A 23,802-nucleotide genomic window follows, 5' to 3' on the forward strand; every position below is an offset into this window, starting at 1 on the left:
CGGACGAACCTGGCGTACCAGTGGTTGCGTACGGCCGGGCGCACGCGGGGCGCACGGGGCGCTCACGGCGCGGGCACCGGCTCGGCGGCGGCCACCGGTGCGTCGACGGTGCTCCTGCGGGCCAGCCGGCGGACCTGAGGCTCCAGCAGCACGACCGCGCTGAGTACCAGGCAGACGACGGCGCAGGCCCACAGCGCGCCCGAGAGGCCGAGCACCGTGGCCGCCGGGCCGGCCAGCGCGATGCCGATCGGGGACAGCGAGAAGGAGCCGAGCTCGTCGTACGCGGCGACCCGGGAGAACATCTCCTCCGGGATCTCCTGCTGGAGCGCGATCATCCAGTTGACCCCGAAGACGGTGACACCGACCCCGGACAGGAACATCGCGAGGGCGAGCAGCGGCAGGGGCGCCTCCGCCGCCAGCGCCAGGGCGGGCACGCCGAACAGGAACACCCCCCAGTTGCCGACCAGCAGGATCCGCCGGGGCCGCCAGCGGGCCATCAGCACGCCGGTCACCACCAGCCCGACGCCGTAGGCGGCCATCGCCAGGCCCCAGTCGGACGCTCCGCCGAGGCGCTCCTTGGCGACCGTCGGCCCGTACACCGACTCGACCGCGCCGATGCAGGCGACCAGGACGGAGAACTGCGCCACGACCACCCAGAGCCAGCGGCGGGAGGCGAACTCCCGCCAGCCCTCCCGCAGATCGCGCAGCATGCTGTGGCCCTGCGGGGCGGGCGCCTGCTCGGCCTCCAGGAAGAACCGGAGCGAGGCGGCGACCAGGAAGCAGGCGCCGTCCAGGGCGAGCACCCAGCCGGGGCCGACGGCGGCGGTGAGCGCGCCGCCGAGCGCGGCGCCGCCGATCTGGGAGGCGTTCTGGCCCATCCGGAACACCGAGAAGGCCCGGGCGGCGTGCTCCGGGGCGACGGCCTGCAGCATCATGCCGCCGGAGGCGGGGGAGTAGAGCGCGTACCCGGCGCCGCCGGCGGCGGAGAGCAGCATCAGCTGCCAGAGCCGGATGTCCCCGGACAGCACCAGCGCCGCCAGGACGACCTGGGACAGGCCGCTGAACAGGTTGGCGGCGACCATGAGGTGGTGCCGGGGCATCCGGTCGGCGAGGGCGCCGCCGACCACCAGGAGCAGGACGGTGGGCAGCAGCCGGGCGGCGGTGACGTAGCCGACCTCGGACGTGGTGCCGCCGTGGCCGAGCACGGCGAAGGCCGTGGCGATGGGGGCGCCGGCGTTGCCGAGGCCGCTGACCACGGTGGCGGCGGTCTGGATGCGGAAGTTGCGGCTCGCCCAGGCGAGGCGGCGGGGGCGCGGGGGTCGGGTCGGCACCTGGAGACTATGGCCGCCGCTCGTACGGCTGTCCAACGGGTTTCCACGGCTGGGGCGGGCTCAGCCCAGGTGGCCCCAGAGGAAGGTGAGGGTGCGGCGCCAGGCGGTCGCGGCCTGGAGCGGGTCGTAGCTGCCGAGCGGGTTCTCGTCGTTCATGAAGGCGTGGCCGGCCGGGTAGAAGTGGATCTCGGGGCGGACGTCGGTGGCCTCGCCGATCCGGATCGCGGCCTCGTCGACGGCGGCCATCGGGATCGAGCCGTCCAGTTCGCCGTAGTGCCCCAGGACGTGGGCGGTCAGGCCCCGGTAGTCGAAGTCCGGGTCGGGCGGGAGGCCGTAGAAGGGCACCACCGCGGCGACCCGGTCGCCCTCCCGGGCGGCCAGCAGCAGGGCGAAGCCGCCGCCCATGCAGAAGCCGACCACGCCGACCGCGTCGCCGACCACGCCCTCCAGGGCGAGCAGGTGGTCGACCGCCCCGGAGAGGTCCTCGACGGCCCGCTCGACCGGGAGCTCGCGGGTGAGCCGGGCCGCCTCGGTGCGGTCGTGGGTGGTGGCGCCGCCGAACAGGTCGGGGGCCAGCACGGTGAAGCCCTCGGCGGCGAACCGGTCGGCCATCGTCGCGACGTGCGTGGTGAGGCCCCACCACTCCTGCACCACCACCAGGCCCGGCCCGACGCCCTGGGGCGGGCGGGCCAGGTACCCGTGCGCGGTACGGCCGTTGCTCGGGAAGGCGACGTTCTGCCGGGAGCCGCCCTGGTCAGGCATGGGTTCCTCGCGGTGGGTCGGGCCGGATGCGGCGGGGACTCGACGGGGGCGGGCTCAGCCCATCTCCTCCAGGGCGCGGCCCTTGGTCTCCTTGATGCAGAAGGCCACGAACGGGATGGAGAGCAGCGCGAAGGCCGCGTAGATGACGTACGTCGCCGACAGGTTCCAGTCGGCGAGGTTGGGGAAGCTGACGGTGATCGCCCAGTTGGCGATCCACTGGGCCGAGGCGGCGACGGACAGCGCGAGCGCGCGGATCCGGTTGGGGAACATCTCGCCGAGCAGGACCCAGACCACCACGCCCCAGGAGAAGGCGAAGCAGAGCACGAAGACGTGCGCCGCGACCAGGGCGACGGTGGCGTGGGTGTTGTCGAGGGTGGCGGTGTCACCCGTGCCGTGCCGGTACGAGAACGCCCAGGCGGCGGTGCCCAGCGCGAGCGCCATGCCGATCGAGCCGGCCAGGGCGAGCGGCTTGCGGCCGATCCGGTCCACCAGCGCCATCGCGATCACCGTGCCGATCACGTTGATGATCGAGGTGGAGAGGCTGATCAGCAGCGAGTTGGACTCGTTGATGCCGACCGACTGCCAGAGGAACGAGGAGTAGTAGAAGATCACGTTGATGCCGACGAACTGCTGGAACACCGAGGCCCCGATGCCGACCCAGACGATCGGCAGCAGGCCGAACCGCCCGCCGAGCAGGTCCTTGAGCCGGGGCTTGTGCGAGGACTCCAGCACCGCGCGGATCTCCGCGACCCGGGCGTCCAGGTCGACGTCCTCGCCCTCCACCTCGCGCAGCACCTTGCGGGCCTGGTCCTCCCGGTGGTCGGCGATCAGGTAGCGCGGCGACTCCGGGATGGCGAGCGCCATCAGCCCGTACACCAGGGCCGGGATGGTCTCCACGCCGAGCATCCACTGCCAGGCCTGGATGCCGGCCAGGTGGCCGGTGGACTCGCCGCCGGCGGCCTGGTTGATCGCCCAGTTGGCGAGCTGGGAGACGGTGATGCCGAGCACGATCGCCATCTGCTGGAAGGAGGCGAGCCGGCCCCGGTAGGCGGTCGGCGCGACCTCGGCGATGTAGGTGGGCGCGATCACCGAGGCGATGCCGATCGCGATGCCGCCGACCACGCGCCAGGTGGCCAGCACCTGGATGCTCGGCGGGAACATCGAGCCGATGCCGCTGATCGCGAACAGGGTGGCGGCCAGCAGCATGGTGCGGACCCGGCCGAGGTGGTCGGCGAGCCGGCCGGCGGCCACCGCGCCGGCCGCCGAGCCGAGCAGCGCGATGGCCACCACGAAGGCCGTTTCGCCGTTGCCCACGGCGAAGTGCCTCTGGATGCCCGTCACCGCACCGTTGATCACCGCGCTGTCGTACCCGAACAGGAACCCGCCCATCGCGGCGGCGGCGGAGATGAAGATGACGTGCCCGAGGTGGGCCTCGCCCGCCTGATGGCTGTTGAGTGTGGACAAGCGCGCTCCCCGAGGTGGACGGGCCCGCTCTGACGGCCGAGTGGGCAGGGCTCGTCTCACATTCGAGCAGCGGCGGGGCCGCCCTGCTCGAATTGGGGGCCGATCGGGTGATTCGGGGTCAGTCACCCGGGGCGTGATGGGCCGTTCGCGCCGGGAGCGTGAACGGCCGGACGCGCCCCTCGGTCAGCCGGTGCGCCTGCCGGGCCAGTTGACGCGCTCCCCGGCCAGCCGGTGCGCCCCGGTCAGCTGACGCGCCGCTGGTGTCGGCGCAGCAGTTGGGTGCGGGCGGCGGCGTCCTGGTCGCGCCGGGGGTGCGGGGCGTTCGCGCGGTCGGCCTCGCGCTCTGCCAGCCGGTCGGCGATCGCGTGCTGGGCGTCGGCCGGCTTCTTGTCGTCGTACTTGAACTTGGCGCGCACCTCGCGGACCGTCAGGCGGAGCCCGCGCAGGCCGGGGAGTAGCCGGGAGAACTCGCCCTCACCGGGCACCACCCGGGTGTCCGGCGTCTCCGGCTGGAAGTGCGCCAGCTGGCGGTTGAGGATCTCCGCCTTGCCCGCCGCGGACTCGACGAGCTCGGCGGTGCAGTGGAAGTGGACGGAGGCGTAGTAGCTGGTGGGCGTGCCCGGCTCGCCGCGCCAGTGGCCGGGCGCGAAGGCGTAGCCGTCGGTGACCGCGAGGGTGACCTGCGGGTCGGCCCGGACGGCGGCCAGCAGCGGGTTGGGTGCGGCGAGGTGGAGCAGGATCTCGCCGCGCTCGGCGTCCAGCAGGAAGTGCGTCGGGACGAGCACCGGGCCCTCGCCCGGTCCGCCGTTGGCGGCGAGCAGGCCGAAGTCGCGGCCCTCGGCCAGCCAGGCGCGCCACTCCTGTTCGTCGCCGCGGTCCCAGGATCTGATCAGCATCGGCCGGCCCTCCGTCAGCGGGGGTAGCCGCGCAGGTGCGCGGGCAGCGGGACGGTGGTGGAGGCGGCCGGCTCGGGGGTGCCGTGCACGGTGGTGACCGGGATCAGGCCGGACCAGTGGGGCAGGTCGAGGTCCTCCGGGTCGTCGTCGGCGCCGTCCGCGCGGGTCTTGGCCGAGACCTCGTCCAGGTCGAGCCGGAGGACGGCGGTGGCGGCGAGTTCCTTGGCGTTGGCCGGGCGGACCTCGGTGGAGCGGCCGGGGATCGCGTGGTCGACCAGCGCGGCCAGCGCGACGTCCAGTTCCTCGGGGTCGGTGACCTGGTGGGCGGTGCCGTGCGCGATGACCGAGCGGAAGTTGACCGAGTGGTTGAACGCGGACTTGGTCAGCACCAGCGCGTCGACCAGGGTGACGGTGAGGCAGACCGGCAGGCCCTGGTCGGCGGAGGCGTTGCGCAGCGGACGGCTGCCGGTCGAGCCGTGGACGTACAGCCGGCCGCCGACGCGGGCGTAGATGGTCGGCAGGACGACGGGGGCGCCGTCGGCGACGAAGCCGAGGTGGCAGATGTAGGCGTGGTCGAGGATGTCGTGGATCGTCTCCTGCTCCCAGGTGGCGCGGTCCTTGTAGCGGGTGGGGGTGGTGCGGGGGGTGCGGGAGTAGCTGGCGGAGCCTTCTGAAGGAGCCGACATGACAACCTCTATGTACTAGTGCATAATTTGCTTTGTGCTAGGAGACTATCCGCTGAAAGGGCGACGCGCCAGCGAAATCGCGTCCCACATCGAACAGGGCGTGAGCACCGGGCGCCTCGCCCCCGGAACCGCGCTGCCCCCGCTGCGCGACCTCGCCGCCGAACTCGGCGTCAACCCCAACACCGTCGCCGCCGCCTACCGGCTACTCCGCGACCGCGGGGTGATCGAGACCGCCGGCCGCAAGGGCAGCCGGATCCTCCCCAGGCCCGCACTCACCCCGCGCGACCAGATCCGCGTCCCCGTCCCCCCGCACGCCCGCGACCTGTCCGGCGGCAACCCCGACCCGGCGCTGCTGCCCGACCTCGCCCCGGTCCTCGCGGCCGCCGCCCGGGCCGCCCACGCCGAGCCCGTCCTGTACGGGCACCCGGCCATCGACCCCGGGCTGCTCGCGCTCGCCCGCGCCTCCTTCGAGGCCGACGGCCTGCCCGGCGGCCCGATCGCCGTCGCCTCCGGCTCGCTCGACACCATCGAGCGCATCCTCGCCACCCGGCTGCGCCCCGGCGACGCCGTCGCCGTCGAGGACCCGGGCTGGGGCAGCCTGCTCGACCTGCTGCCCGCGCTCGGCCTGCGGCCCGCGCCCGTCCGGCTGGACGACGAGGGCCCGCTGCCCGACTCGCTCGCCGCCGCGCTGGCCGACGGCGCCCGCGCGGCGGTGGTCACCAGCCGGGCGCAGAACCCGACCGGCGCCGCGCTCACCGCCCGCCGGGCCGAGGAACTGCGGGCCGTCCTGGCCGAGCACCCCGGCGTACTGCTGATCGAGGACGACCACGGGCACGGCATGGTCGACCAGCCCTACCACTCGCTGGTGGGCGCCGGTGCGCGGCACTGGGCCGTGGTGCGCTCGGCGGCCAAGGCGTACGGCCCGGACCTGCGGCTCTCGGTGGCCGTCGGCGACCAGGACACCATCGGACGGGTCACCGGACGGCTGCGCCTGGGCGCCGGCTGGGTCAGCCACCTGCTCCAGCGCGCCGTCGCCGAACTGTGGCGCACCGACGCGGTGCCGGTCGCCCGGGTGGCCGGCGTCTACCGGGCCCGCCGGGACGCGCTGCTCGGCGAACTCGCCGCGCGCGGCATCGAGGCGCACGGCGAGAGCGGGCTGAACGTGTGGGTGCCGGTGCCGGACGAGACCTCCGCGTTGGTGGCGCTGGTGCAGCGCGGCTGGGTCGCGGCGCCCGGCGCGCGCTACCGCGTCCAGTCCCCGCCCGGGCTGCGGCTCACCGTGGCCCAGCTGGAACCGGCGGACGCGCGGCGGCTGGCCGAGGACCTGGCGGCCGTGCTGGGGGCGGGCGGGACCGGTTCGCGGCTGGTGTGAACCGGGCCGCGCCGGTCCGGTTCGACCCCCGCGCCGCGACGGTCTGAACCCGGTGCTCCGCTGGTCTGAACCCGGCGGTAACAAAGCGGGAAACCTGATGCAGATACCTAGCGGTAACCAGTGCGCGCATGTCATGTTCATCGCGCCACCGGCCGGCGGCCCACCCTCACCTAGGCGTCTCCCCGTCCCCACCGCACGGGGAGACCGAGCCGCAGGAGTTCCGCCGTGCCCGAAAACAGTTCGAGCATCACCCGCAGCGCCCCTCGACTCCGCCGACGGCTGCTCACCGCGGCCCTCGCCCTCCCGCTGGCCGCCGGCGGTCTGATGGCCGGCGGCCTCGCCACCGCCGCGTCGGCCGCAGCGGCCCCCTCCGTACCCCTCGCCGCGCCGGCCGGCCCCACCGCCAGCGTCACGCTCGGCGACAGCTACATCTCCGGCGAGGCCGGCCGCTGGATGGGCAACGCCGCCGGCACCAGCGGCAGCCGGGCCGGTACCGACCGCGCCTGGAACGGCAGTTCCGCCGACGCCTCCCGGATCTACGGCCCCACGGCCGCGAGCGGCTGCGACCGCTCCGACGTCGCCGAGGTGCTCAGCGCCTCCACCGGCGCGCAGAACGAGATCAACCTGGCCTGCTCCGGCGCCGTCACCGCGAACATCTTCCGTGCCGCCAGCGGCGGCCAGGCGCTCAAAGGCGAGGCCCCGCAGGCCGACCAACTCGCCACCGTGGCACGGCAGAACAACGTCAAGCTGATCACGCTGTCGATCGGCGGCAACGACCTCGGCTTCGGCGGCATCATCTCCAACTGCGTCCAGGACTACCTCATCTGGTACTCCTACTGCCACGACTCCGCGCAGTCCTCGATCGACTCGAAGATGCCCACGGCGATGGCCGGGGTCGGCAAGGCGATCGACGAGATCCGCGCGGTGATGGCCGGGGCCGGCTACGCGCAGGGGGACTACCGCCTCGTCCTGCAGTCCTACCCCTCGCCGATCCCGCGCAGCGCCGAGATGCGCTACCCGGAGAGCGGCTGGACCCGCTCGAACACCGGCGGCTGCCCGTTCTGGGACGGCGACGCCGACTGGGCGCGCGACTCGATGGTGCCGCAGATCTCCAAGTCGCTGGCCGGGGTCGCGGCGTCCAAGGGCGCCCAGTTCCTCGACCTCTCCGACATGCTGCAGGGCCGCGAGGTCTGCTCGACGGCCACCCGGCAGCCGACCGCCACCGCCGGACCGTCCGCGACCACCAGCGAATGGGCGCGCTTCCTGGACGGCGGCCTCAACTCCACGCAGGGCGTGCTGCAGGAGTCGATGCACCCCAACTACTACGGGCAGCAGGCGCTCGGGCGCTGCCTGACCCTGCTGTGGGGGCAGAGCAGCGGCGACTACGCGTGCCGCAACACGGCGGGGCAGGACGCGAGCGGGATGTACCTGGCGGCGCGGTGACGCCGTGACGCTCGGTTGTCATGACGCCGTGACGTTGTGGCGCTCGGCTGTCGTGACGCCGTGACGCCGTGACGTTGTGGCGCCGTGACGCGATGCCTGGCGCCCGTTTCCGGACCGGTTCCGGAGGCGGGCGCCGGGTGGTTCAGCCCTTGGCGAGCAGGGCCTGGGCGTGCGCCCGGACCTGATCCTTCGTCAAGTACGAGTCGGTGTACTCGAAATCGCGCATCCGGGCGGGCTGGCGGGCGAGGAATCCGGTCCGGACGAAGTCGTCCCCGGCGGTCGCGTTGAGCAGCCAGTTGGCGCCCACCCGGAACTTGGCCGCGTTGGTGCGCATCGCCATCAGGTGGTAGCCGCGGGCCACCAGCTGGGCCGGCACCCCGTGCAGCTCCACGCCGAGCGGCTTGGACACCGCGTCCTTGCCGCCCAGGTCGACCACCAGGCCCAAGTCCTTGTGGTAGTAGGGCTCCAGAGGCTGGTTGCGGAGCGCGGCGATCACGTTGCCGGCCACCACGCGGCCCTGCCGGGCGGAGTGCTGGGCGGTCGGCGGGCAGACAGCGCCGTCGCCCTTGGCGAGGTCCGGCACGGCGGCCGCGTCGCCCAGCGCGAACACGCTCTCGAACTGCGGCACCCGCATCTCCGCCGTCACCGCGAGCCGGCCGCGGACCGTCTCCGCGTCCAGCGTGCCGATCAGCGGGCTGGCGGTCACCCCGGCGGTCCAGATCAGCGTGCGGCAGGGCAGCACCCGGCCGTCGGTGAACTTGACCGACTCGGCGCCGACTTCGGCCACCGAGACGCCCAGCGACACCTCGATCCCGCGGCCGCGCAGCACCTCCAGAGCGGCCAGGCCCAGCGCGTCGCCCAGCTCCGGCATCAGCTTCGGGGCGATGTCGATCAGATGCCACTTGATCTGCCGGGTGTCCAGGCGCGGATAGCGGTGGGACGCGGCGGTGGTCAGGCGTTGCAGGCAGGCGGCCGTCTCGGTGCCCGCGTAGCCGCCGCCGACGACCACGAACTGGAGCCGGGACTCGCGCTCCCGCTGGTCCAGGGTGGCCGAGGCGAGGTCGAGTTGGGCGATCACGTGGTCGCGGACGTAGGCCGCCTCGGCGAGCGTCTTCATCCCGCGGGCGTAGTCGGTCAGGCCGGGGATGTCGAAGGTGCGGGTGACGCTGCCGGGGGCGAGGACCAGGTAGTCGTACTTCTGCGCCACCACCTCGTCGGTGATCTTGCGGACCACGCACACCTTGGAGGCCGGGTCCACGCCGATCGCGCCGCCCGGAACGATGTGGGTGCGGCGCAGCGTGCGGCGCAGGGAGACCGCGACCGACTGCGGGGTCAGCACGCCGGCCGCGACGTGCGGCAGCAGGGGCAGGTAGAGCTGGTAGCTGAACGGTGTGACCAGCGAGATCTCGGCCTCCGACGGCGCGAGCTTGCGTTCGAGTCGGCGTGCGCACTCCAGGCCGGCGAAGCCACCGCCCACGATCAGGATCCGAGGTCGTTCCATCGCTCATCCCTTTGCCGTGCAGGTCGTAACCGCGAAGGCCCCCATTGCTGTCCGCCACACTCGCACGGAGCAGCGGGGGCTGCCACCGGGGTGGGGCGGATGGTGGAGGGGCGGACGGGGGAGTACGGAGGGGAGGAGGTGACGGGTCGGCACCGATAGGCTGTCGTGCGTGCTCCCCGAGGTGACGGCGGTCCGTTATGTGACGCCACTGCGAGAAGGCGGCTCGATGCCGGGCCTGGTCGAGGCCGACGACCGGCGGCTGTACGCGCTGAAATGGGTCGGCGCGGCGCAGGGCCGGAAGGCGTTGGTGGCGGAGGTGCTGGCCGGGGAGTTGGGGCGGCGGCTCGGGCTGCCGGTGCCGGAGCTGGTGGCGGTCGACCTGGATCCGGTGCTGGCCCGCAGCGAGCCTGACCAGCAGGTCCAGGACCAGATGCGGGCCAGTGGCGGGACCAACCTCGGGATGGCCTTCGTCAGCGGCGCGCTCAACTTCGACCCGCTCTGCTTCGAGGTGGATCCGGAGCTGGCCGGCCAGGTGCTCTGGTTCGACGCGCTGATCGGCAACGTCGACCGCTCCTGGCGCAACCCCAACCTGCTGGTGGCGACCGGCGGGCTGCGGCTGATCGACCACGGCGCGAGCCTGATCTTCCACCACCACTGGGCGGGCGCCGCCGCCTGGGTGCGCCGCCCGTACGACGCCTCCGACCACGCGCTGCTGCGGGCCCGGCCGGACCTGACGGCCGCCGACAAGGCGCTCGCGCCGCTCGCGGAGGCCGCGATCGAGGGCGCGGTGGCGAGGATCCCGGAGGTCTGGCTGCTGGACGAGCCCGGCTTCGACTCGCCCGAGGCGGTGCGCGCCGCGTACCGCGCCCAGCTGACCGGCCGGCTGGCCGGTCCGCGCGACTGGCTGCCGGAGGTGCCCGCATGACCGAGCCGAGGACGCCCGCGCTGCCGGCCGCCGTCGAGTTGCACGACTACGAGTACGCCGTGATCCGCGCGGTGCCGCGGGTGGAACGCGGCGAGTGCGTCAACGTCGGGGTGCTGCTGTACTGCCGGCAGAACGGGTACCTGGCCGCGCGCACGCACCTGGACCAGGCCCGGCTGCTGGCGCTCGACCCGGTGGCGGACGTGAACGGGGTGCGGCGGGCGCTGCACGGGATCGAGGCGGTCTGCGCCGGGGGGCCGGAGGCCGGTCCGGCGGCGGGGGACAGTCCGGGGCAGCGGTTCCGCTGGCTGACCGCTCCGCGCAGCGCGATCGTCCAGCCGGGGCCGGTGCACACCGGGCTGACCGCGGACCCGGAGCCGGAGCTGCGGCACCTGTTCGATCAGCTCGTGCTCTAAGCTCTGTCGACCGGCCGGAGGCTTCGTCGACCGGCCGGCGCTGCAGTTCCGGTCAAGCCGTCGACGGTTGCCGTGGTCAAAGCTTGAGTTGCTGAAGCACTTGGCCGTACGCTGAGCCCATGGGTTCGACAGCGACGACGACCGTACCGACCAACGCCGAGTTGATGGAAGCGTTGGCCGCCGTCGGCGCCGCGTACTTCCAGGACTTCGCGGCGGCCGCGGCCCGGCACGGGCTCTCCTCCTCGCAGGCCAAGGCGCTCGGCGCGGTGCAGGAGCCGGTGCCGATGCGGGCGCTGGCCGGACGGCTGGGCTGCGACGCGTCCAACGTCACCGGGATCGTGGACCGGCTGGAGACGCTGCGCCTGGCCCACCGGGAGGCCGCCGCGGGCGACCGCCGGGTGAAGATCGTCGTGATCACGGACGAGGGCCGGGAGATCCTGAACCGCATCCGCGGCGAGATGGCCCGCACCCACCAGGCGTTCGAGGCGATGACCGACGAGCAGCGGATCGCGCTGCACTCGATCTGCGCGCAGGTCCTGCCGGTGCTGGCCGGCCGGGCCGCCGCCCAGTGAGCCGACCGGCAACGGACCGCGCCGCGCCCGGCGGGAACCGTCGGGCGGGCCCGGTCGGAGCCGTCCGCTCCGGCCCGGGCCGGAGCCGCCCGATGCGCCGACGTTCCGGCTGACCTCGGCTGTTAGGCTTGCGAAGCGTGAGCGCGAAGCCCCAGATCCCCAATGTCCTGGCCTCCCGGTACGCCTCGGCGACCCTGGCCCAGCTGTGGTCCCCCGAGCACAAGGTGGTCCTTGAGCGCCACCTGTGGCTCGCCGTCCTGAAGGCCCAGCAGGACCTCGGTGTCGAGGTACCGGCGAACGCCGTCGCCGACTACGAGCGGGTGATCGACCAGGTCGACCTCGGCTCGATCGCCGCCCGTGAGCGGGTCACCCGCCACGACGTGAAGGCCCGGATCGAGGAGTTCAGCGAGCTCGCCGGCCACGAGCAGATCCACAAGGGCATGACCTCCCGGGATCTGACCGAGAACGTCGAGCAGCTGCAGATCCGCCAGTCGCTGGAGCACGTGCGCGACCGCACGGTGGCCGTGCTGGTCCGGCTGGCCCGCCTGGCCGCCCAGCACTCCGAGCTGGTCATGGCCGGCCGCTCGCACAACGTGGCCGCGCAGGCCACCACCCTGGGCAAGCGCTTCGCGTCGATCACCGACGAGCTGCTGGTCGCCTTCCGGCGCCTGGAGGAGCTGATCGCCCGCTACCCGCTGCGCGGGATCAAGGGCCCGGTCGGCACCGCCCAGGACATGCTGGACCTGCTCGGCGGCGACACCGACAAGCTCGCCGAGCTGGAGCGCCGGGTCGCCGGGCACCTCGGCTTCGACAACGTGCTGATCAGCGTCGGCCAGGTCTACCCGCGCTCGCTCGACTTCGAGGTGCTCACCGCCCTCGTTCAGCTGGCCGCCGCGCCGTCCAGCCTGGCCAAGACCATCCGTCTGATGGCCGGCCACGAGCTGGTCACGGAGGGCTTCAAGGAGGGCCAGGTCGGCTCCTCGGCGATGCCGCACAAGATGAACACCCGCTCCTGCGAGCGCGTCAACGGCCTGGCCGTCATCCTGCGCGGCTACGCCTCGATGACCGGCGAGCTGGCCGGCGACCAGTGGAACGAGGGCGACGTCTCCTGCTCGGTGGTGCGCCGGGTCGCGCTGCCGGACGCCTTCTTCGCCTTCGACGGCCTGCTGGAGACCTTCCTGACCGTCCTCGACGAGTTCGGCGCCTTCCCCGCCGTGATCGAGACCGAGCTGGACCGCTACCTGCCGTTCCTCGCCACCACCAAGGTGCTGATGGGCGCGGTGCGCGCGGGCGTCGGCCGGGAGACCGGGCACGAGGTCATCAAGGAGCACGCCGTCGCCTCCGCGCTGGCGATGCGTGCGGGCGCCCGCGAGAACGAGCTGCTGGACCGGCTGGCCGCCGACGAGCGGATCCCGCTGGACCGGGCCGGGCTGGACGCGCTGCTGGCCGACCGGCTCTCCTTCACCGGTGCGGCCGGCGCCCAGGTCGCCGAGGTGGTCCGCCAGGTGGAGGCCGTTGCCGCCGCCTACCCGGAGGCCGCCAAGTACGCGCCGGCCGACATCCTCTGACGGCACGTCAACTGGCTGAGGGCCCTGCCGCCGATCCGGTGGCAGGGCCCTCGTCCGTGTGGACGTGGCCCGGGTCGAGCGGCGGGGTGGTGCCGCAGGCCCACTCGCAGTCCGGCTCGGCCACCGGACGGTCCACCGGCGCGAGCACGTTGCCGCGGACGGTGGCGAAGGCCGTCAGCCCGCCGGCGACGAGCAGCCCGGCGCAGATCAGCATCGCGGTGCGGAAGGCGGAGTCCACCGCGGACGGCACCCGGTAGGCGTCGCCGCTCAGCCCGGCGAGCGCGGGCAGCGCGGCGACCGCGAGCAGCCCGGCCGCGCGGGCGGCGGCGTTGTTGACGCCGCTGGCGATGCCCGCGTGCCGGACCTCGACGGCGGCCAGCACCGTCGCCGTCAGCGGCGCGACCAGCAGGGTCATCCCACTGCCCATGACCGTGACGGCGGGCAGCACGTCCGCCCAGTAGGAGGAGCCGGGGCCGGTGCGCAGCATCAGCAGCACCCCGGCGGCGCACAGCAGCGGACCGACGGTGAGCGGGATCCGGGGGCCGATCCGCTTGCCGAGCCGCCCGGCGCGCGCCGACAGGGTCAGCATCAGCACGGTGATCGGGACCAGGGCGAGGCCGGAGACCAGCGGGGAGAAGCCGGAGACGATCTGCAACTGCACGACCAGCAGGAAGAACACCCCGCTGAACGCCGCGTAGACGCAGAGGGTGACCAGGTTGACGGCGGTGAACAGCCGGGAGGAGAAGAGGCCGAGCGGCAGCATCGGCTCGGCGGTGCGGCGCTCGACCGCGATGAAGGCCGCGCCGAGCAGCAGGCCGGCCGCGCCGGTGAGCCAGACCGCGGGGGACAGGCCCTCCCCGGCGGCGGTCAGCGCGTAGGTGATCGCGCCGAGGGCGAGCGCGGCGAGCAGCGCGCCGGGGACGTCGAAGCGGCCGACGGCGCTCTCGTTCCGGCTCTCGGGGACGAAGCGGGAGGTGACCGCGATCACGGCGGCCGCGAGCGGCAGGTTCAGCAGGAAGATCCACCGCCAGCCGGGGCCGTCCACCAGCCAGCCGCCGAGGAAGGGGCCGACCGCGGCCGACACCCCGCCGAGGCCCGACCACAGGCCGACCGCCGCCGAGCGGTCGTCCGGGTGGAAGACGGCCTGCAGGATGGCGAGCGAACCGGGGGTGAGCAGCGCCCCGCCGATGCCCTGGACGGCGCGGGCGGCGATCAGCACGTGGATGGTGGGGGCGGCGGCGCAGGCCGCGGAGGCGGCGGCGAACCAGAGCACGCCGATCAGGAAGACCCGGCGCCGACCGTACCGGTCGCCGAGCGCGCCGCCGAGCAGGATCAGCCCGGCCAGGGTGAGCAGGTAGGCGTTGAGCGTCCACTGCAGGGACGCGAGGGAGGCGCCGAGATCGGCGCCGATGCGGGGCAGCGCGACGTTCACCACGGTGCCGTCGAGCAGCGCCATGCTGGAGCCGAGCACTGTCGCGAGGAGGACCCAGCGTCCCCGTGAGGTGCCCAGGCGCAGTGTTCCTGCTTCGGAGGTGGCCACGGGCCGATCCTGCGCCCGTGGGGCGTACGTGACAAGGGTCACCGGGGGGTGTGTCGGTGGGTGCGCGGTGCGTGAGCGGGCGGGTGCGCAGCGGTGGCGGAGTCGGCGCAGCGTCGTGGATCAGTGGCGCCGGGTAAATGGATTGTGCACGTACGGTGCAGTCGATCATTCGGAGGGTCACCGCAGCTCGGGGGGTCGTTGCCGGTTCAAGTGATCGACATTGCTTCACCCGAACGGATGGGTTTTAGTTCAGCGACCGCCCGGCCAGTCCGGACGGATCCACCGGGTGGAACGCCGAATCCTGCCGCTGCCCGGTGGCTCGCACCGAACTCTGTACGGCAGGAGCGGGGGACCCACAGGTAAGTCGCCGGACCGGAATCGGCACGCTTTCGCGTACCCGGATCCAGGGCCGGCTAGGGGTGAAGCCGCATGTGCGGCCGGGCAACTCCAGCCCGAACCCGACAGCTCACCTCGCAGGCGTCGGAGAGGAAAATTCCATGCCTGCACAGGCTCGTCGTATCGCCCTGCCCCGCGCCGCCCGCATCGGGATCGCCACCGCCGTCACCGGTGTCTCCTTCGCCCTGCCGCTCGTCACCGCGATGAGCGCCCAGGCCCACCCCGCGCCGGCCGCCGCGGTCACCGCCGCCCCGGCCGCCGCCTCCGCCGACCAGGCCCAGGCCCCGTCGCAGGAGAGCTACCGCGTCGTCAGCGGCGACACCCTGTCCCGGATCGCCGACGCCCAGCACGTCGACGGCGGCTGGCAGGCGCTGTACGACCACAACCGCGAGGTCGTCGGCGGCAACCCGGACCTGATCTTCCCCGGTCAGCAGCTCGTGATCGCCGGCCAGGCCGCCCCGGCCAAGCCCGCTGCCCCGGCGAAGCCCGCCCAGCCGTCCGCCCAGGACGCCGCGCCGGCCACCACCGCCGCCAAGCCGCAGGCCCAGCTGGAGGTCCGGACCGAGACGGCCAAGCCGTCCGCCCAGCTCCAGACCCAGCTGCAGACCGCCGCGCCGACCACCGCGGTCACCGCCGTGCCGGTCGCCGCCGCCTCGGCCTTCGTCGCCCCGCTGGCCAACCCGAAGCTGGGCACCGCGTACGGCGTGGCCGGCTCGATGTGGGCCTCCGGCCACCACACCGGCCAGGACTTCGTCGCCTCCACCGGCACCCCGCTGCGCGCCGTCGGCAACGGCGTCGTGGTGAAGGCCGGCAACGGCGGCGCCTACGGCAACGAGGTCGAGATCAAGCTCGCCGACGGCCACTACGCCGAGTACGCGCACCTGTCCTCGATCGGCGTGAAGATCGGTCAGGCCGTCAAGGCCGGACAGCAGATCGGCCTCTCCGGCGCGACCGGCAACGTGACCGGCCCGCACCTGCACTTCGAGATCCGCAACGGCTCGGAGTACGGCTCGGACATCAACCCGGTCGCCTACCTGCGGGCCCACGGCGTCGCGCTCTGACCCGTGCCGGATGTGCCGGATGTGTCGGACGCGCCGGGTGTACCGGATGTGTCGGATGTGCCGGATGAGGAACCACCGCTGCTACGGGGCGAATCGACCGCCCGGGATGGTCATGTCGGGTGACCGCTCGACCGGGTGATCGCCGCAGCAGTGGACATGGGCGCGGGACACGCCCAGGCCGGCCCGGCTCGCGAGACTTCTCTCGCGAGCCGGGCCGGCCGCTGTCGTTTCCGGGCCTTCTCGGGCGCGCCCGGGGCGAGTTGACGGCTTCGGTGGGCCGGTTCAGAGTCGGTGGGCGGGCAGCCCGTGCTGGGCGGCGGTCAGCAGCTCGTGCATCCGCTGCCCGAAGTCCTCGGTGTCGGCGGCCGGTTCGGGGAAGACCAGGCGGACGTCGCGGTGGCCGTGCGGGTGGTCCAGGCGCAGGACCAGGCCGTGGCGGTCCAGGGCGAGCGGGCGGACCTCCGGGTGCTGGGCGAGCAGGTCCGGGTCGAGCAGCCGGGTGAGGAGGGCGAGGGCGTCGGCGTGGTCGTCGGCGAGGTGGGTGAGCATGGCGGCCTCGTAGCGGGCCAGCGGGTCGGGCGTGGCGAGGGCGAGGTCGTCGGCGGTGAGCGCGCCGGTGCCGTACGGGGTGGAGAGGACGGCGTGGGCGACGTCCACGCGCAGGTGGACGCTGAGGCCGTCGTCGGCGAGGTGGGCCAGGTGCAGTCGGCCGGCCAGGGTGAGGCGGGCGCGGATCCGGTCGCGGACGGCGACGGGGGAGATGTCGGTGACGTCCAGGACGACGGCGAGTCCGTCGGTGGCGCGGGCGGCGGCGGAGGCGAGCGGGTCGCCCAGCGGGGCTCGCAGGCGCAGTCGGGAGCCGTGGACGGAGACCGGGGTGTCGAGGTCGTGGTGCTCGCCGCAGGCGCGGACGGTGAGCGAGGAGGTCGCGCTGAGCAGGCTCTGGACGCGCTCGGCGGTGGTGGGTTCGGGCACCTCGGCGTCGCCGGCGGGCAGGCTCATGACGGACCTCCAGTTAGTTAGGTGAGCCTAACCTAATATCCGCTCGAGGGTGTGGCAAGTGGCGCGGCCGGGGTTGCTGCCGCCAGGGATAGGCGGCGCTTGCAAGTACCTGCGGATGTCTCGTATTGTCGACGCCGGTAGTTGCATACACAACGGTTCTCTCCGGAAAGCGGTCCCTCATGCCCCTCGCGCTCCTGGCGCTGGCGATCAGCGCCTTCGGTATCGGCACCACCGAGTTCGTGATCATGGGCCTGCTGCCCGAGGTCGCCGGCGACTTCTCGGTCTCCATCCCCACCGCCGGTCTGCTGATCTCCGGCTACGCGCTCGGCGTCGTGGTCGGCGGCCCGCTGCTCACCGTCCTCGGCACCCGGGCCCCCCGTAAGGGCATGCTGCTGACGCTGATGGGCCTGTTCGTGCTGGGCAACCTGATCGCGGCCGTGGCTCCCGCCTTCGGGCTGCTGATGGTCGGGCGGATCGTCAGCGCGTTCGCGCACGGCGCGTTCTTCGGCATCGGCTCGGTCGTCGCCGCCGACCTGGTCGCCCCGCACAAGCGGGCCGGCGCCATCGCCCTGATGTTCACCGGCCTCACCGCCGCCAACGTGCTGGGCGTCCCGATGGGCACCCTGCTCGGCCAGCACTTCGGCTGGCGCTCCACGTTCTACGTCGTCGCCGGGCTCGGCCTGCTCGGCCTCGCCGGAATCGCGGCGCTGGTGCCCGTCCAGCCGCGGGCCGGCGCCGCCCGGCTCGGCCCCGAACTCGCCGCCTTCCGGACCCTGCGGCTCTGGCTCGCGCTCGCCATGACCGTGCTCGGCTGGGGCGGCATCTTCGCGATGTTCACCTACATCACGCCGATGATGACCGAACTGGCAGGCTTCGCCCCGAGCAGCGTCACCTGGCTGCTCTTCCTGTTCGGCGTCGGCCTGTTCGTCGGCAACCTGCTGGGCGGGTGGTTCGCCGACCGCGCGCTGATGCGCAGCCTCACCGTGATCCTCGCGGTGCTCGCGGTGCTGCTGTTCGCCTTCACCTTCGCCGCGCACAGCAAGCCGGCCGCGATCGTCCTCATCCCGCTGATCGGGCTGTTCGGCTTCGCGACCGTCGCGCCGCTGCAGAAGCGGGTCATGGACCAGGCGGCGGGCGCGCCGACGCTGGCCTCGGCCGCCAACATCGCCGCGTTCAACCTGGGCAACGCGCTGGCCGCCTGGCTCGGCGGGCTGGTCATCTCCGGCGGTCTCGGCTACGACGCGCCGAACTGGGTGGGCGGGCTGCTCACCGCGGTCGCCCTCGGTGTGACGGTGTTCGCGGCGGCGCTGGACCGGCGCGGCGCGGCGGGCGAGGGACGGGTCGTGGCGCGCTCGGGCGCCCCGGCCGAGCGGGGCGTGCCCGCGGGGAGGTGAGCGAGGGGGGGACGGCGCAGGGCCCGGACGCCTGGTGCGCGTCCGGGCCCCCGCGGTGGTCGGGCTGCTCGACGGTGGTTCAGGCGACGACGGCCTGGGCGTCGATCTCGACCAGCATCGGCTCCTGCGGCAGCTCGACGAAGATCGTGGTGCGGCAGGGCTTCACGCCGCCGGGCTTGATGTTCTCGTCGATGAACTCGGCGTACACCTCGTTCATCAGCGGGAAGTCCGCCCGCTTGGTGAGGTAGACCCGGAACATCACCACGTCCTCGATGGTGGCCCCGCCGGCCTCGACGATCGCCTTGACGTTCTCCAGCGTGCGCCGGGTCTGCGCCTTCACGTCGCCGTGGTACAGGTACTCGCCGGTCGCCGGGTCCTGCGGGCCCTGGCCGGAGACCTGGAGGATCGGGCCCTTGCGGACGCCCTGGGAGAACATCCAGGCGGGGGCGGGGGCGCCGTCGGTGCGGATCTCGGTCTTGTCGCTGGTCGGGTGCTGCTCGTTCATGGGGTTCCTCACGGTCTGGCGGTTGATCAGTTGTGGTCCGGGCGGCCGCAGTCGGCCGAGATGGCGCGGGTGGTGGCGAGCAGCTGCGGGAGGAGGTCCAGCACCTGCTCGTAGGGGAGGACGACGTCCGGCACCGAGATGGACGCGGCGGCGACGACCTGGCCGCTGGCGTCCCGGATCGGGGCGGCCACGCAGTTGATGAACGCCTCGTGCTCGGCGTGGTCCTGCGCCCAGCCCTGGACGGCGACCTTCTCCAGTTCGGCGAGCAGCGCCTCGGGCGTGCCGAGGGTGCGCGGGGTGTGCGGGGTGAAGTCGATCCCGGCGACCACCCGGCGGCGTTCGGGCAGCGGCAGGTCGGCCAGCAGCACCTTGGAGACGGCGGCGCTGTGCAGGGCGGCGCGCAGGCCGATCCGGGAGTACATCCTGACCGGGTGCCGGGAGTCGAACTTGTCGATGTAGACGACCTCGCCGCCCTCGTAGGCGGCCAGGTGCACGGTCTGGCCGGTGGTGGCGTTCAGCTCGGCCAGGTGCGGGGCGGCGATCCGGCGGACGCCGCGCTGTTCCAGGGCGAGGCCGGAGAGGGCGAACAGGCCGGCGCCCAGGTGGTAGCGGTAGGCGGCGTCACGGTAGACGAACCGTTCCTCCTCCAGGCTCTGGAGCAGTCGGAGCACGGTCGTCTTGTGGACGCCGAGCACCTCGGCCAGCTGGTCGAGGGAGCGCTCGCCCTCGCCGAGTTCGGCGAGGAGGCGCAGGGCGCGGGTGACGGTCTGGCTCATCGTGCTCCGCCGGGGTCGTTCGGGCTCGGGTTCGTGCTCATTGTGCCCGGGCCCGCCGGGTGCCGCGGGACCGGTCCGGAGGGACGGCCGGGCCGGTGATGCCCTCCACCGAGACCCGGGTGGCGGCCCAGTCGGCGGGCGAGGCGTCGAGCAGCGCGGCCACCACGGCGGCGGGCGGCAGTTCGGCCTGGTCGCCGTGGGCGGTCAGCGCGCAGGCGGCGCTCAGGTGGCCGAGCCGCAGCCGGCGGCGCTGGTCCAGGCCGCGGACGGTGCCGGCCAGGTAACCGGCGGCGAAGGCGTCGCCCGCGCCGGTGGCCTCGACCACCTCGACGGCCAGGGCCGGTTCGCTCACCGCCGTGCCGTCCCGCTCCAGGGCGGTGACCAGCCGGGCGGCGTCCTTGACCACCACGGTGGCCGGGGAGGCGAAACGGCGGCGCAGCGCGGCCGGCTCCCCGGTGCCGAACGCGGCCTCGGCCTCGTCGGCGCCGATCAGCAGCAGGTCGGCGGCGTCCAGCAGCGGCGGCAGGACGGCCGGGTCGCGGTCGCGCCAGAGCGCGGGGCGCCAGTTGAGGTCGAAGCTGACGGTCAGCTCCGGGCGGCGGTCGGCGAGCAGGGCGCGCAGCAGCGCCAGGCAGTCGTCGGAGAGCGCGGCGGTGATGCCGGACAGGTGCAGCAGGCGGGCGCCGGACAGCAGCCGGACGGCCGCCGGGTCGGCCAGCAGGGCGGGGGACAGCGCGGCCGCCGCGGAGCCGCGCCGGTGGTAGTGCAGCCGGCTGCGGCCGGGGCCGAGGTCGTGGTGGTGGCCGGTGGATCCGCCGACCTCCTTGAGGTACAGGCCGGTGGGGCGGTGCGGGTCGACGGCGACCGCCGAGACGTCCACGCCACGGGCGGCGACCTCGGCGAGCAGCCGGCGGCCGAAGCCGTCGTCGCCGACCCGGCTGATCCAGGCGGTGGGCACGCCGAGCGCGGCCAGCGCGCCGGCCACGTTGGACTCCGCGCCGCCGACCGACAACCGGAAGTTCTCCACCGCCTCCAGCGGGCCCGGCCGGTCCGGCAGCAGCACCGCCATGGACTCGCCCACGCACACGGCCGTCGGGGAAGGACCGGGGCGGGCCGGGCCCGGGGTGTCCTGTCGCGGCATCTGCTGGGCTCCTCCGTCTGCGGCGGCCGTTCCGTTGACCGTGATCCGGCGCCGATGCTAGAACCGTCATGCCAACATGTGCAACCCTCATTGCACATGTTGCAACACGGCAGATGGAGGAAGACGGTGGAGCAGACCTTCGCAAGCATCGGCACCGGGCCGGGCATCGACGACGGCGCGGTGGCGGCCCTCGCCGACGAGACGCTCGACTGGCGGTTCAAGGCCGCCCCGCCGGAGGCTTGGGGGCACTCCGTCCGCGACTGGCTGGCCACCGGACCCACCCTCACCGGGCTCGGCACCCCGCTGCTCACCCTGGACGGCGCCGCGCTCGACCACAACCTCCGCACCATGGCCGACTGGTGCGCCAAGGCCGGGGTCGCGCTCGTGCCGCACGGCAAGACCACCATGGCGCCCGCCCTCTGGCAGGCGCAGCTCGCCGCCGGCAGCCACGGCATCACCCTCGCCAACCTGCCGCAGGTGCGCGTTGCCCGGGCCTTCGGAGTCGAGCGGATCCTGCTCGCCAACACCCTGCTCGACCCGGCCGGACTGGCCTGGATCGCCGCCGAACTGGCCGCCGACCCGGCGTTCGCCTTCGTCTCCTGGGTGGACTCCACCGAGAGCGTCCGGCTGATGGACGAGGCGCTGCGCGCCGCCGGGGCCCAGCGGCCCGTCGAGGTCCTGGTCGAACTCGGCGGCCCCGGCGGGCGCACCGGCGCCCGTGGCGTGGACGCGGCCGTCGAGATCGCCGCCGCCGTGCTGCGCGCCCCCACCCTGCGCCTCGCGGGCGTCGGCGGCTACGAGGGCGCGCTCGCCCACGACGCCACCGCCGACGGGCTGGCCACCGTCCGCGACTACCTCAAGGCGCTCGCCGACCTGCACGGCCGGCTCGCCCGCGCCTACCCGGACGGCGCCCGGCCGATCGTGACGGCCGGCGGCAGCGCCTACTTCGACCTGGTCGTCGAGGAACTGGCAGGCCTGCCGGAAGCCCTCGTGGTCCTGCGCTCGGGCGCGTACATCGCCCACGACGACGGCTTCTACCGGGGCATCTCGCCGCTGGTCCGGGGCGCCGGCGCCACGCCGTTCCGCAGCGCGCTGCACGGCTGGGCCCGGGTGGTGTCCCGGCCCGAGCCGCAGCTGGCCCTGCTGGACGCCGGCAAGCGCGACCTGCCCTTCGACGAGGGCCTGCCCGAGCCGCAACGCGTGCGCGGCGGAGCCGAGTTGACCGGCACCGCGGCCCGGATCACCGCGCTCAACGACCAGCACGCCTTCCTGCGCGACGCGGGCGACCTCGCCCCGGTCGGCGCGGTGCTGCGGCTCGGCGTCTCCCACCCGTGCACGGCCTTCGACAAGTGGACCGCGATCCCGGTGCTCGACTCCGCCGACGCGGCCGAGCCGAAGGTCACCGGGCTGGTCAGGACGTTCTTCTGATGGCGGGCGGCAGAGCGCCCGACACCGTCTTCCGGGGCGCCATCGTCGTCGACGGCACCGGCGCGGACCGCTACCGGGCGGACGTGCGGATCGCCGACGGGCTGATCACCGGGATCGGCCCCGGCCTCGACGCGCCGACGGTGGTGGACGCCGACGGGCTCGTCCTCGCCCCCGGCTTCATCGACATGCACGCCCACTCCGACCTCGCCCTGCTGCTCGAACCCGAGCACCCGGCCAAGGTCACCCAGGGCGTCACCTGCGAGGTCCTCGGCCAGGACGGCCTGTCCTACGCCCCGGTGGACGACACCACCCTGCCCGCGCTGCGCCGCCAACTGGCCGGCTGGAACGGCGACCCGGAGGGCTTCGACTGGGACTGGCGCGGCGTCGCCGGCTACCTGGACCGGATCGACCGCACCGGCGTCGCCGTCAACGCCTGCTACCTCGTCCCGCACGGCTCGCTGCGGATGCTCGCCATGGGCTGGGCCAACCGGCCGCCCACCGCGGCCGAACTCGACCGGATGCGCCAGGAGTTGGCGCAGGGCCTGCTGGACGGCGCGGTCGGCATGTCCAGCGGCCTCAGCTACACCCCCGGGATGTACGCGGACACCGCCGAGCTGGTCGAGCTGTGCACCGTGGTCGCGGCCTACGGCGGCTTCCACGCCCCGCACCAACGCTCGTACGGCAAGGGCGCGTTGGAGGGATACGCGGAAATGGTGGAGATCGCCCGGCGGACCGGCTGCGCGCTGCACCTGACCCACGCCACGATGAACTTCGGCGTCAACCGGGGGCGGGCCGGCGAACTGCTGGAACTGGTCGACCAGGCGCTCGCCGACGGCGTCGACCTCACCCTGGACAGCTACCCCTACCTGCCCGGCTCCACCACCCTGGCCGCCCTGCTGCCCAGTTGGGCCACCGAGGGCGGTCCGGCGGCGACGCTCACCCGGCTCGCCGACCCGGCCGCCCGCGAGCGGATCCGGTACGAGGTGGAGGAGAAGGGCAGCGACGGCTGCCACGGCGTCGTCACCGACTGGGCGACGATCCAGATCTCGGGCGTCCGGACGGCCGAGCTGGCGCGGGCGGTCGGCCGGACCGTCGCCGAACTCGCCGCCGAGCGTGGCCACAGCGGGACGGAGGTCTTCCTCGACCTGCTGCGCCGCGACGAACTGGCCACCACGATCCTCCAGCACGTCGGGCACGAGGAGAACGTCCGGGCGATCATGCGCCACCCGGCGCACACCGTCGGCAGCGACGGACTGCTGGTCGGCGCCCGGCCGCACCCCCGCGCCTGGGGCACCTTCCCCCGCTACCTCGGCCACTACAGCCGGGAGTTGGGCGTGCTGACACTGGAGGAGGCGATCGCCCGGATGACCGGCCGGCCCGCCGCCCGGCTCGGGCTGCACCGGCGCGGCCGGATCGCCCCCGGCCACCACGCCGACCTGGTGCTCCTCGACCCCGAGAAGGTCCGGGACGCCGCCACCTTCGAGCACCCCCGGCTGCCCGCCGAGGGCGTCCAGCACGTGTACGTCAACGGCACCGCCGTCGTCCGGCAGGGCCGCACCACGGGCGCCCGGCCCGGGCGCGCCCTGCGCCGCACCGACCGAGGAACCAGATCCCTGTGAATCCCCC

The 23,802-nt window shown here is 73.9% G+C and carries 21 protein-coding genes and 1 riboswitch; of the genes, 10 read left to right on the forward strand and 11 right to left on the reverse strand.

What is annotated here, in order from left to right:
* Positions 1–62: 62 nt before the first annotated feature.
* From ABT015_RS13315 to ABT015_RS13335, 5 genes are all read right to left on the reverse strand, one after another.
* Positions 63–1,331: an MFS transporter gene (locus tag ABT015_RS13315; protein WP_350879032.1), complete on the reverse strand. Its 1,269-nt coding sequence runs from the start codon at positions 1,329–1,331 to the stop codon at positions 63–65.
* 60 nt (positions 1,332–1,391) lie between these two features.
* Positions 1,392–2,093: a dienelactone hydrolase family protein gene (locus tag ABT015_RS13320; protein WP_350879033.1), complete on the reverse strand. Its 702-nt coding sequence runs from the start codon at positions 2,091–2,093 to the stop codon at positions 1,392–1,394.
* A gap of 54 nt (positions 2,094–2,147) precedes the next feature.
* On the reverse strand, positions 2,148–3,557 hold the full coding sequence (locus ABT015_RS13325; protein ID WP_350879035.1) for a sugar porter family MFS transporter: 1,410 nt from the start codon (positions 3,555–3,557) through the stop codon (positions 2,148–2,150).
* Between the two features lie 242 nt (positions 3,558–3,799).
* Complete coding sequence (locus ABT015_RS13330) at positions 3,800–4,453, reverse strand: FMN-binding negative transcriptional regulator (protein WP_350879036.1); 654 nt, start codon at positions 4,451–4,453, stop codon at positions 3,800–3,802.
* Positions 4,454–4,467: 14 nt separating this feature from the next.
* The gene (locus ABT015_RS13335; protein ID WP_350879037.1) at positions 4,468–5,139 is read right to left on the reverse strand and encodes a pyridoxamine 5'-phosphate oxidase family protein; all 672 of its coding nucleotides are present in this window, start codon (positions 5,137–5,139) and stop codon (positions 4,468–4,470) included.
* 34 nt (positions 5,140–5,173) lie between these two features.
* Here ABT015_RS13335 and ABT015_RS13340 point away from each other — a divergent pair, with 34 nt between their 5' ends.
* Both ABT015_RS13340 and ABT015_RS13345 read left to right on the forward strand, forming a co-directional pair.
* Positions 5,174–6,511: an aminotransferase class I/II-fold pyridoxal phosphate-dependent enzyme gene (locus tag ABT015_RS13340; protein WP_350879038.1), complete on the forward strand. Its 1,338-nt coding sequence runs from the start codon at positions 5,174–5,176 to the stop codon at positions 6,509–6,511.
* Positions 6,512–6,736: 225 nt separating this feature from the next.
* Entirely contained in the window at positions 6,737–7,954 is a 1,218-nt protein-coding gene (locus ABT015_RS13345; protein WP_350879039.1) for a GDSL-type esterase/lipase family protein, read from the forward strand.
* Between the two features lie 142 nt (positions 7,955–8,096).
* Here the strand turns inward: ABT015_RS13345 and ABT015_RS13350 are convergent, their stop codons facing one another.
* Positions 8,097–9,455: an NAD(P)/FAD-dependent oxidoreductase gene (locus ABT015_RS13350; RefSeq protein WP_350879040.1), complete on the reverse strand. Its 1,359-nt coding sequence runs from the start codon at positions 9,453–9,455 to the stop codon at positions 8,097–8,099.
* Positions 9,456–9,624: 169 nt separating this feature from the next.
* Between ABT015_RS13350 and ABT015_RS13355 the strand changes: the two genes are divergently transcribed.
* From ABT015_RS13355 to purB, 4 genes are all read left to right on the forward strand, one after another.
* Entirely contained in the window at positions 9,625–10,380 is a 756-nt protein-coding gene (locus ABT015_RS13355) for a HipA family kinase (RefSeq protein ID WP_350879041.1), read from the forward strand.
* Positions 10,377–10,793 carry a DUF3037 domain-containing protein gene (locus tag ABT015_RS13360; RefSeq protein WP_350879042.1) on the forward strand — a complete coding sequence of 139 codons (417 nt, stop codon included), beginning with the start codon at positions 10,377–10,379 and terminating at the stop codon, positions 10,791–10,793. Before ABT015_RS13355 ends, ABT015_RS13360 begins: the two co-directional genes overlap by 4 nt.
* 119 nt (positions 10,794–10,912) lie before the next feature.
* A complete protein-coding gene (locus ABT015_RS13365) occupies positions 10,913–11,365 on the forward strand; it encodes a MarR family winged helix-turn-helix transcriptional regulator (RefSeq protein ID WP_350879043.1) in 453 nt (150 codons plus the stop codon).
* Positions 11,366–11,502: 137 nt separating this feature from the next.
* A complete protein-coding gene (gene purB, locus ABT015_RS13370) occupies positions 11,503–12,933 on the forward strand; it encodes an adenylosuccinate lyase (RefSeq protein ID WP_350879044.1) in 1,431 nt (476 codons plus the stop codon).
* A gap of 7 nt (positions 12,934–12,940) precedes the next feature.
* On the opposite strand, the gene ABT015_RS13375 is transcribed toward purB, so the two are convergent.
* Complete coding sequence (locus ABT015_RS13375; RefSeq protein ID WP_350879045.1) at positions 12,941–14,473, reverse strand: MFS transporter; 1,533 nt, start codon at positions 14,471–14,473, stop codon at positions 12,941–12,943.
* A 312-nt stretch (positions 14,474–14,785) separates the two neighbouring features.
* Positions 14,786–14,968, forward strand: a riboswitch (cyclic di-AMP (ydaO/yuaA leader).
* Between the two features lie 2 nt (positions 14,969–14,970).
* On the opposite strand from ABT015_RS13375, the gene ABT015_RS13380 reads away from it, so the two are divergent.
* Complete coding sequence (locus ABT015_RS13380) at positions 14,971–15,930, forward strand: M23 family metallopeptidase (RefSeq protein ID WP_350879046.1); 960 nt, start codon at positions 14,971–14,973, stop codon at positions 15,928–15,930.
* Positions 15,931–16,212: 282 nt separating this feature from the next.
* Here ABT015_RS13380 and ABT015_RS13385 read toward each other — a convergent pair whose 3' ends face one another.
* A complete protein-coding gene (locus tag ABT015_RS13385; protein WP_350879047.1) occupies positions 16,213–16,932 on the reverse strand; it encodes a DUF2470 domain-containing protein in 720 nt (239 codons plus the stop codon).
* Between the two features lie 179 nt (positions 16,933–17,111).
* On the opposite strand from ABT015_RS13385, the gene ABT015_RS13390 reads away from it, so the two are divergent.
* Positions 17,112–18,326, forward strand: a complete 1,215-nt coding sequence (locus tag ABT015_RS13390; RefSeq protein ID WP_350879048.1) for an MFS transporter — start codon at positions 17,112–17,114, stop codon at positions 18,324–18,326.
* Positions 18,327–18,405: 79 nt separating this feature from the next.
* Here the strand turns inward: ABT015_RS13390 and ABT015_RS13395 are convergent, their stop codons facing one another.
* Genes ABT015_RS13395 through ABT015_RS13405 form a run of 3 tightly spaced genes read right to left on the reverse strand, consistent with a single transcriptional unit; the run spans position 18,406 to position 20,748 of the window.
* Positions 18,406–18,831 carry a RidA family protein gene (locus ABT015_RS13395; protein WP_350879049.1) on the reverse strand — a complete coding sequence of 142 codons (426 nt, stop codon included), beginning with the start codon at positions 18,829–18,831 and terminating at the stop codon, positions 18,406–18,408.
* Positions 18,832–18,857: 26 nt separating this feature from the next.
* Positions 18,858–19,607, reverse strand: coding sequence for an IclR family transcriptional regulator (locus ABT015_RS13400; protein WP_350879050.1), 750 nt, complete (start codon positions 19,605–19,607; stop codon positions 18,858–18,860).
* A gap of 37 nt (positions 19,608–19,644) precedes the next feature.
* Positions 19,645–20,748 (reverse strand): sugar kinase, encoded by a 1,104-nt coding sequence (locus ABT015_RS13405; protein WP_350879051.1) that lies wholly within the window; start codon positions 20,746–20,748, stop codon positions 19,645–19,647.
* A 126-nt stretch (positions 20,749–20,874) separates the two neighbouring features.
* Here ABT015_RS13405 and ABT015_RS13410 point away from each other — a divergent pair, with 126 nt between their 5' ends.
* Both ABT015_RS13410 and ABT015_RS13415 read left to right on the forward strand, forming a co-directional pair.
* Entirely contained in the window at positions 20,875–22,176 is a 1,302-nt protein-coding gene (locus tag ABT015_RS13410) for a type III PLP-dependent enzyme domain-containing protein (RefSeq protein WP_350879052.1), read from the forward strand.
* Positions 22,176–23,795: an N-acyl-D-amino-acid deacylase family protein gene (locus ABT015_RS13415; protein WP_350879053.1), complete on the forward strand. Its 1,620-nt coding sequence runs from the start codon at positions 22,176–22,178 to the stop codon at positions 23,793–23,795. Before ABT015_RS13410 ends, ABT015_RS13415 begins: the two co-directional genes overlap by 1 nt.
* Positions 23,796–23,802: the final 7 nt, after the last annotated feature.

This window comes from Kitasatospora sp. NPDC094016 (assembly GCF_040304045.1).
Taxonomy (GTDB): Bacteria; Actinomycetota; Actinomycetes; order Streptomycetales; family Streptomycetaceae; genus Kitasatospora.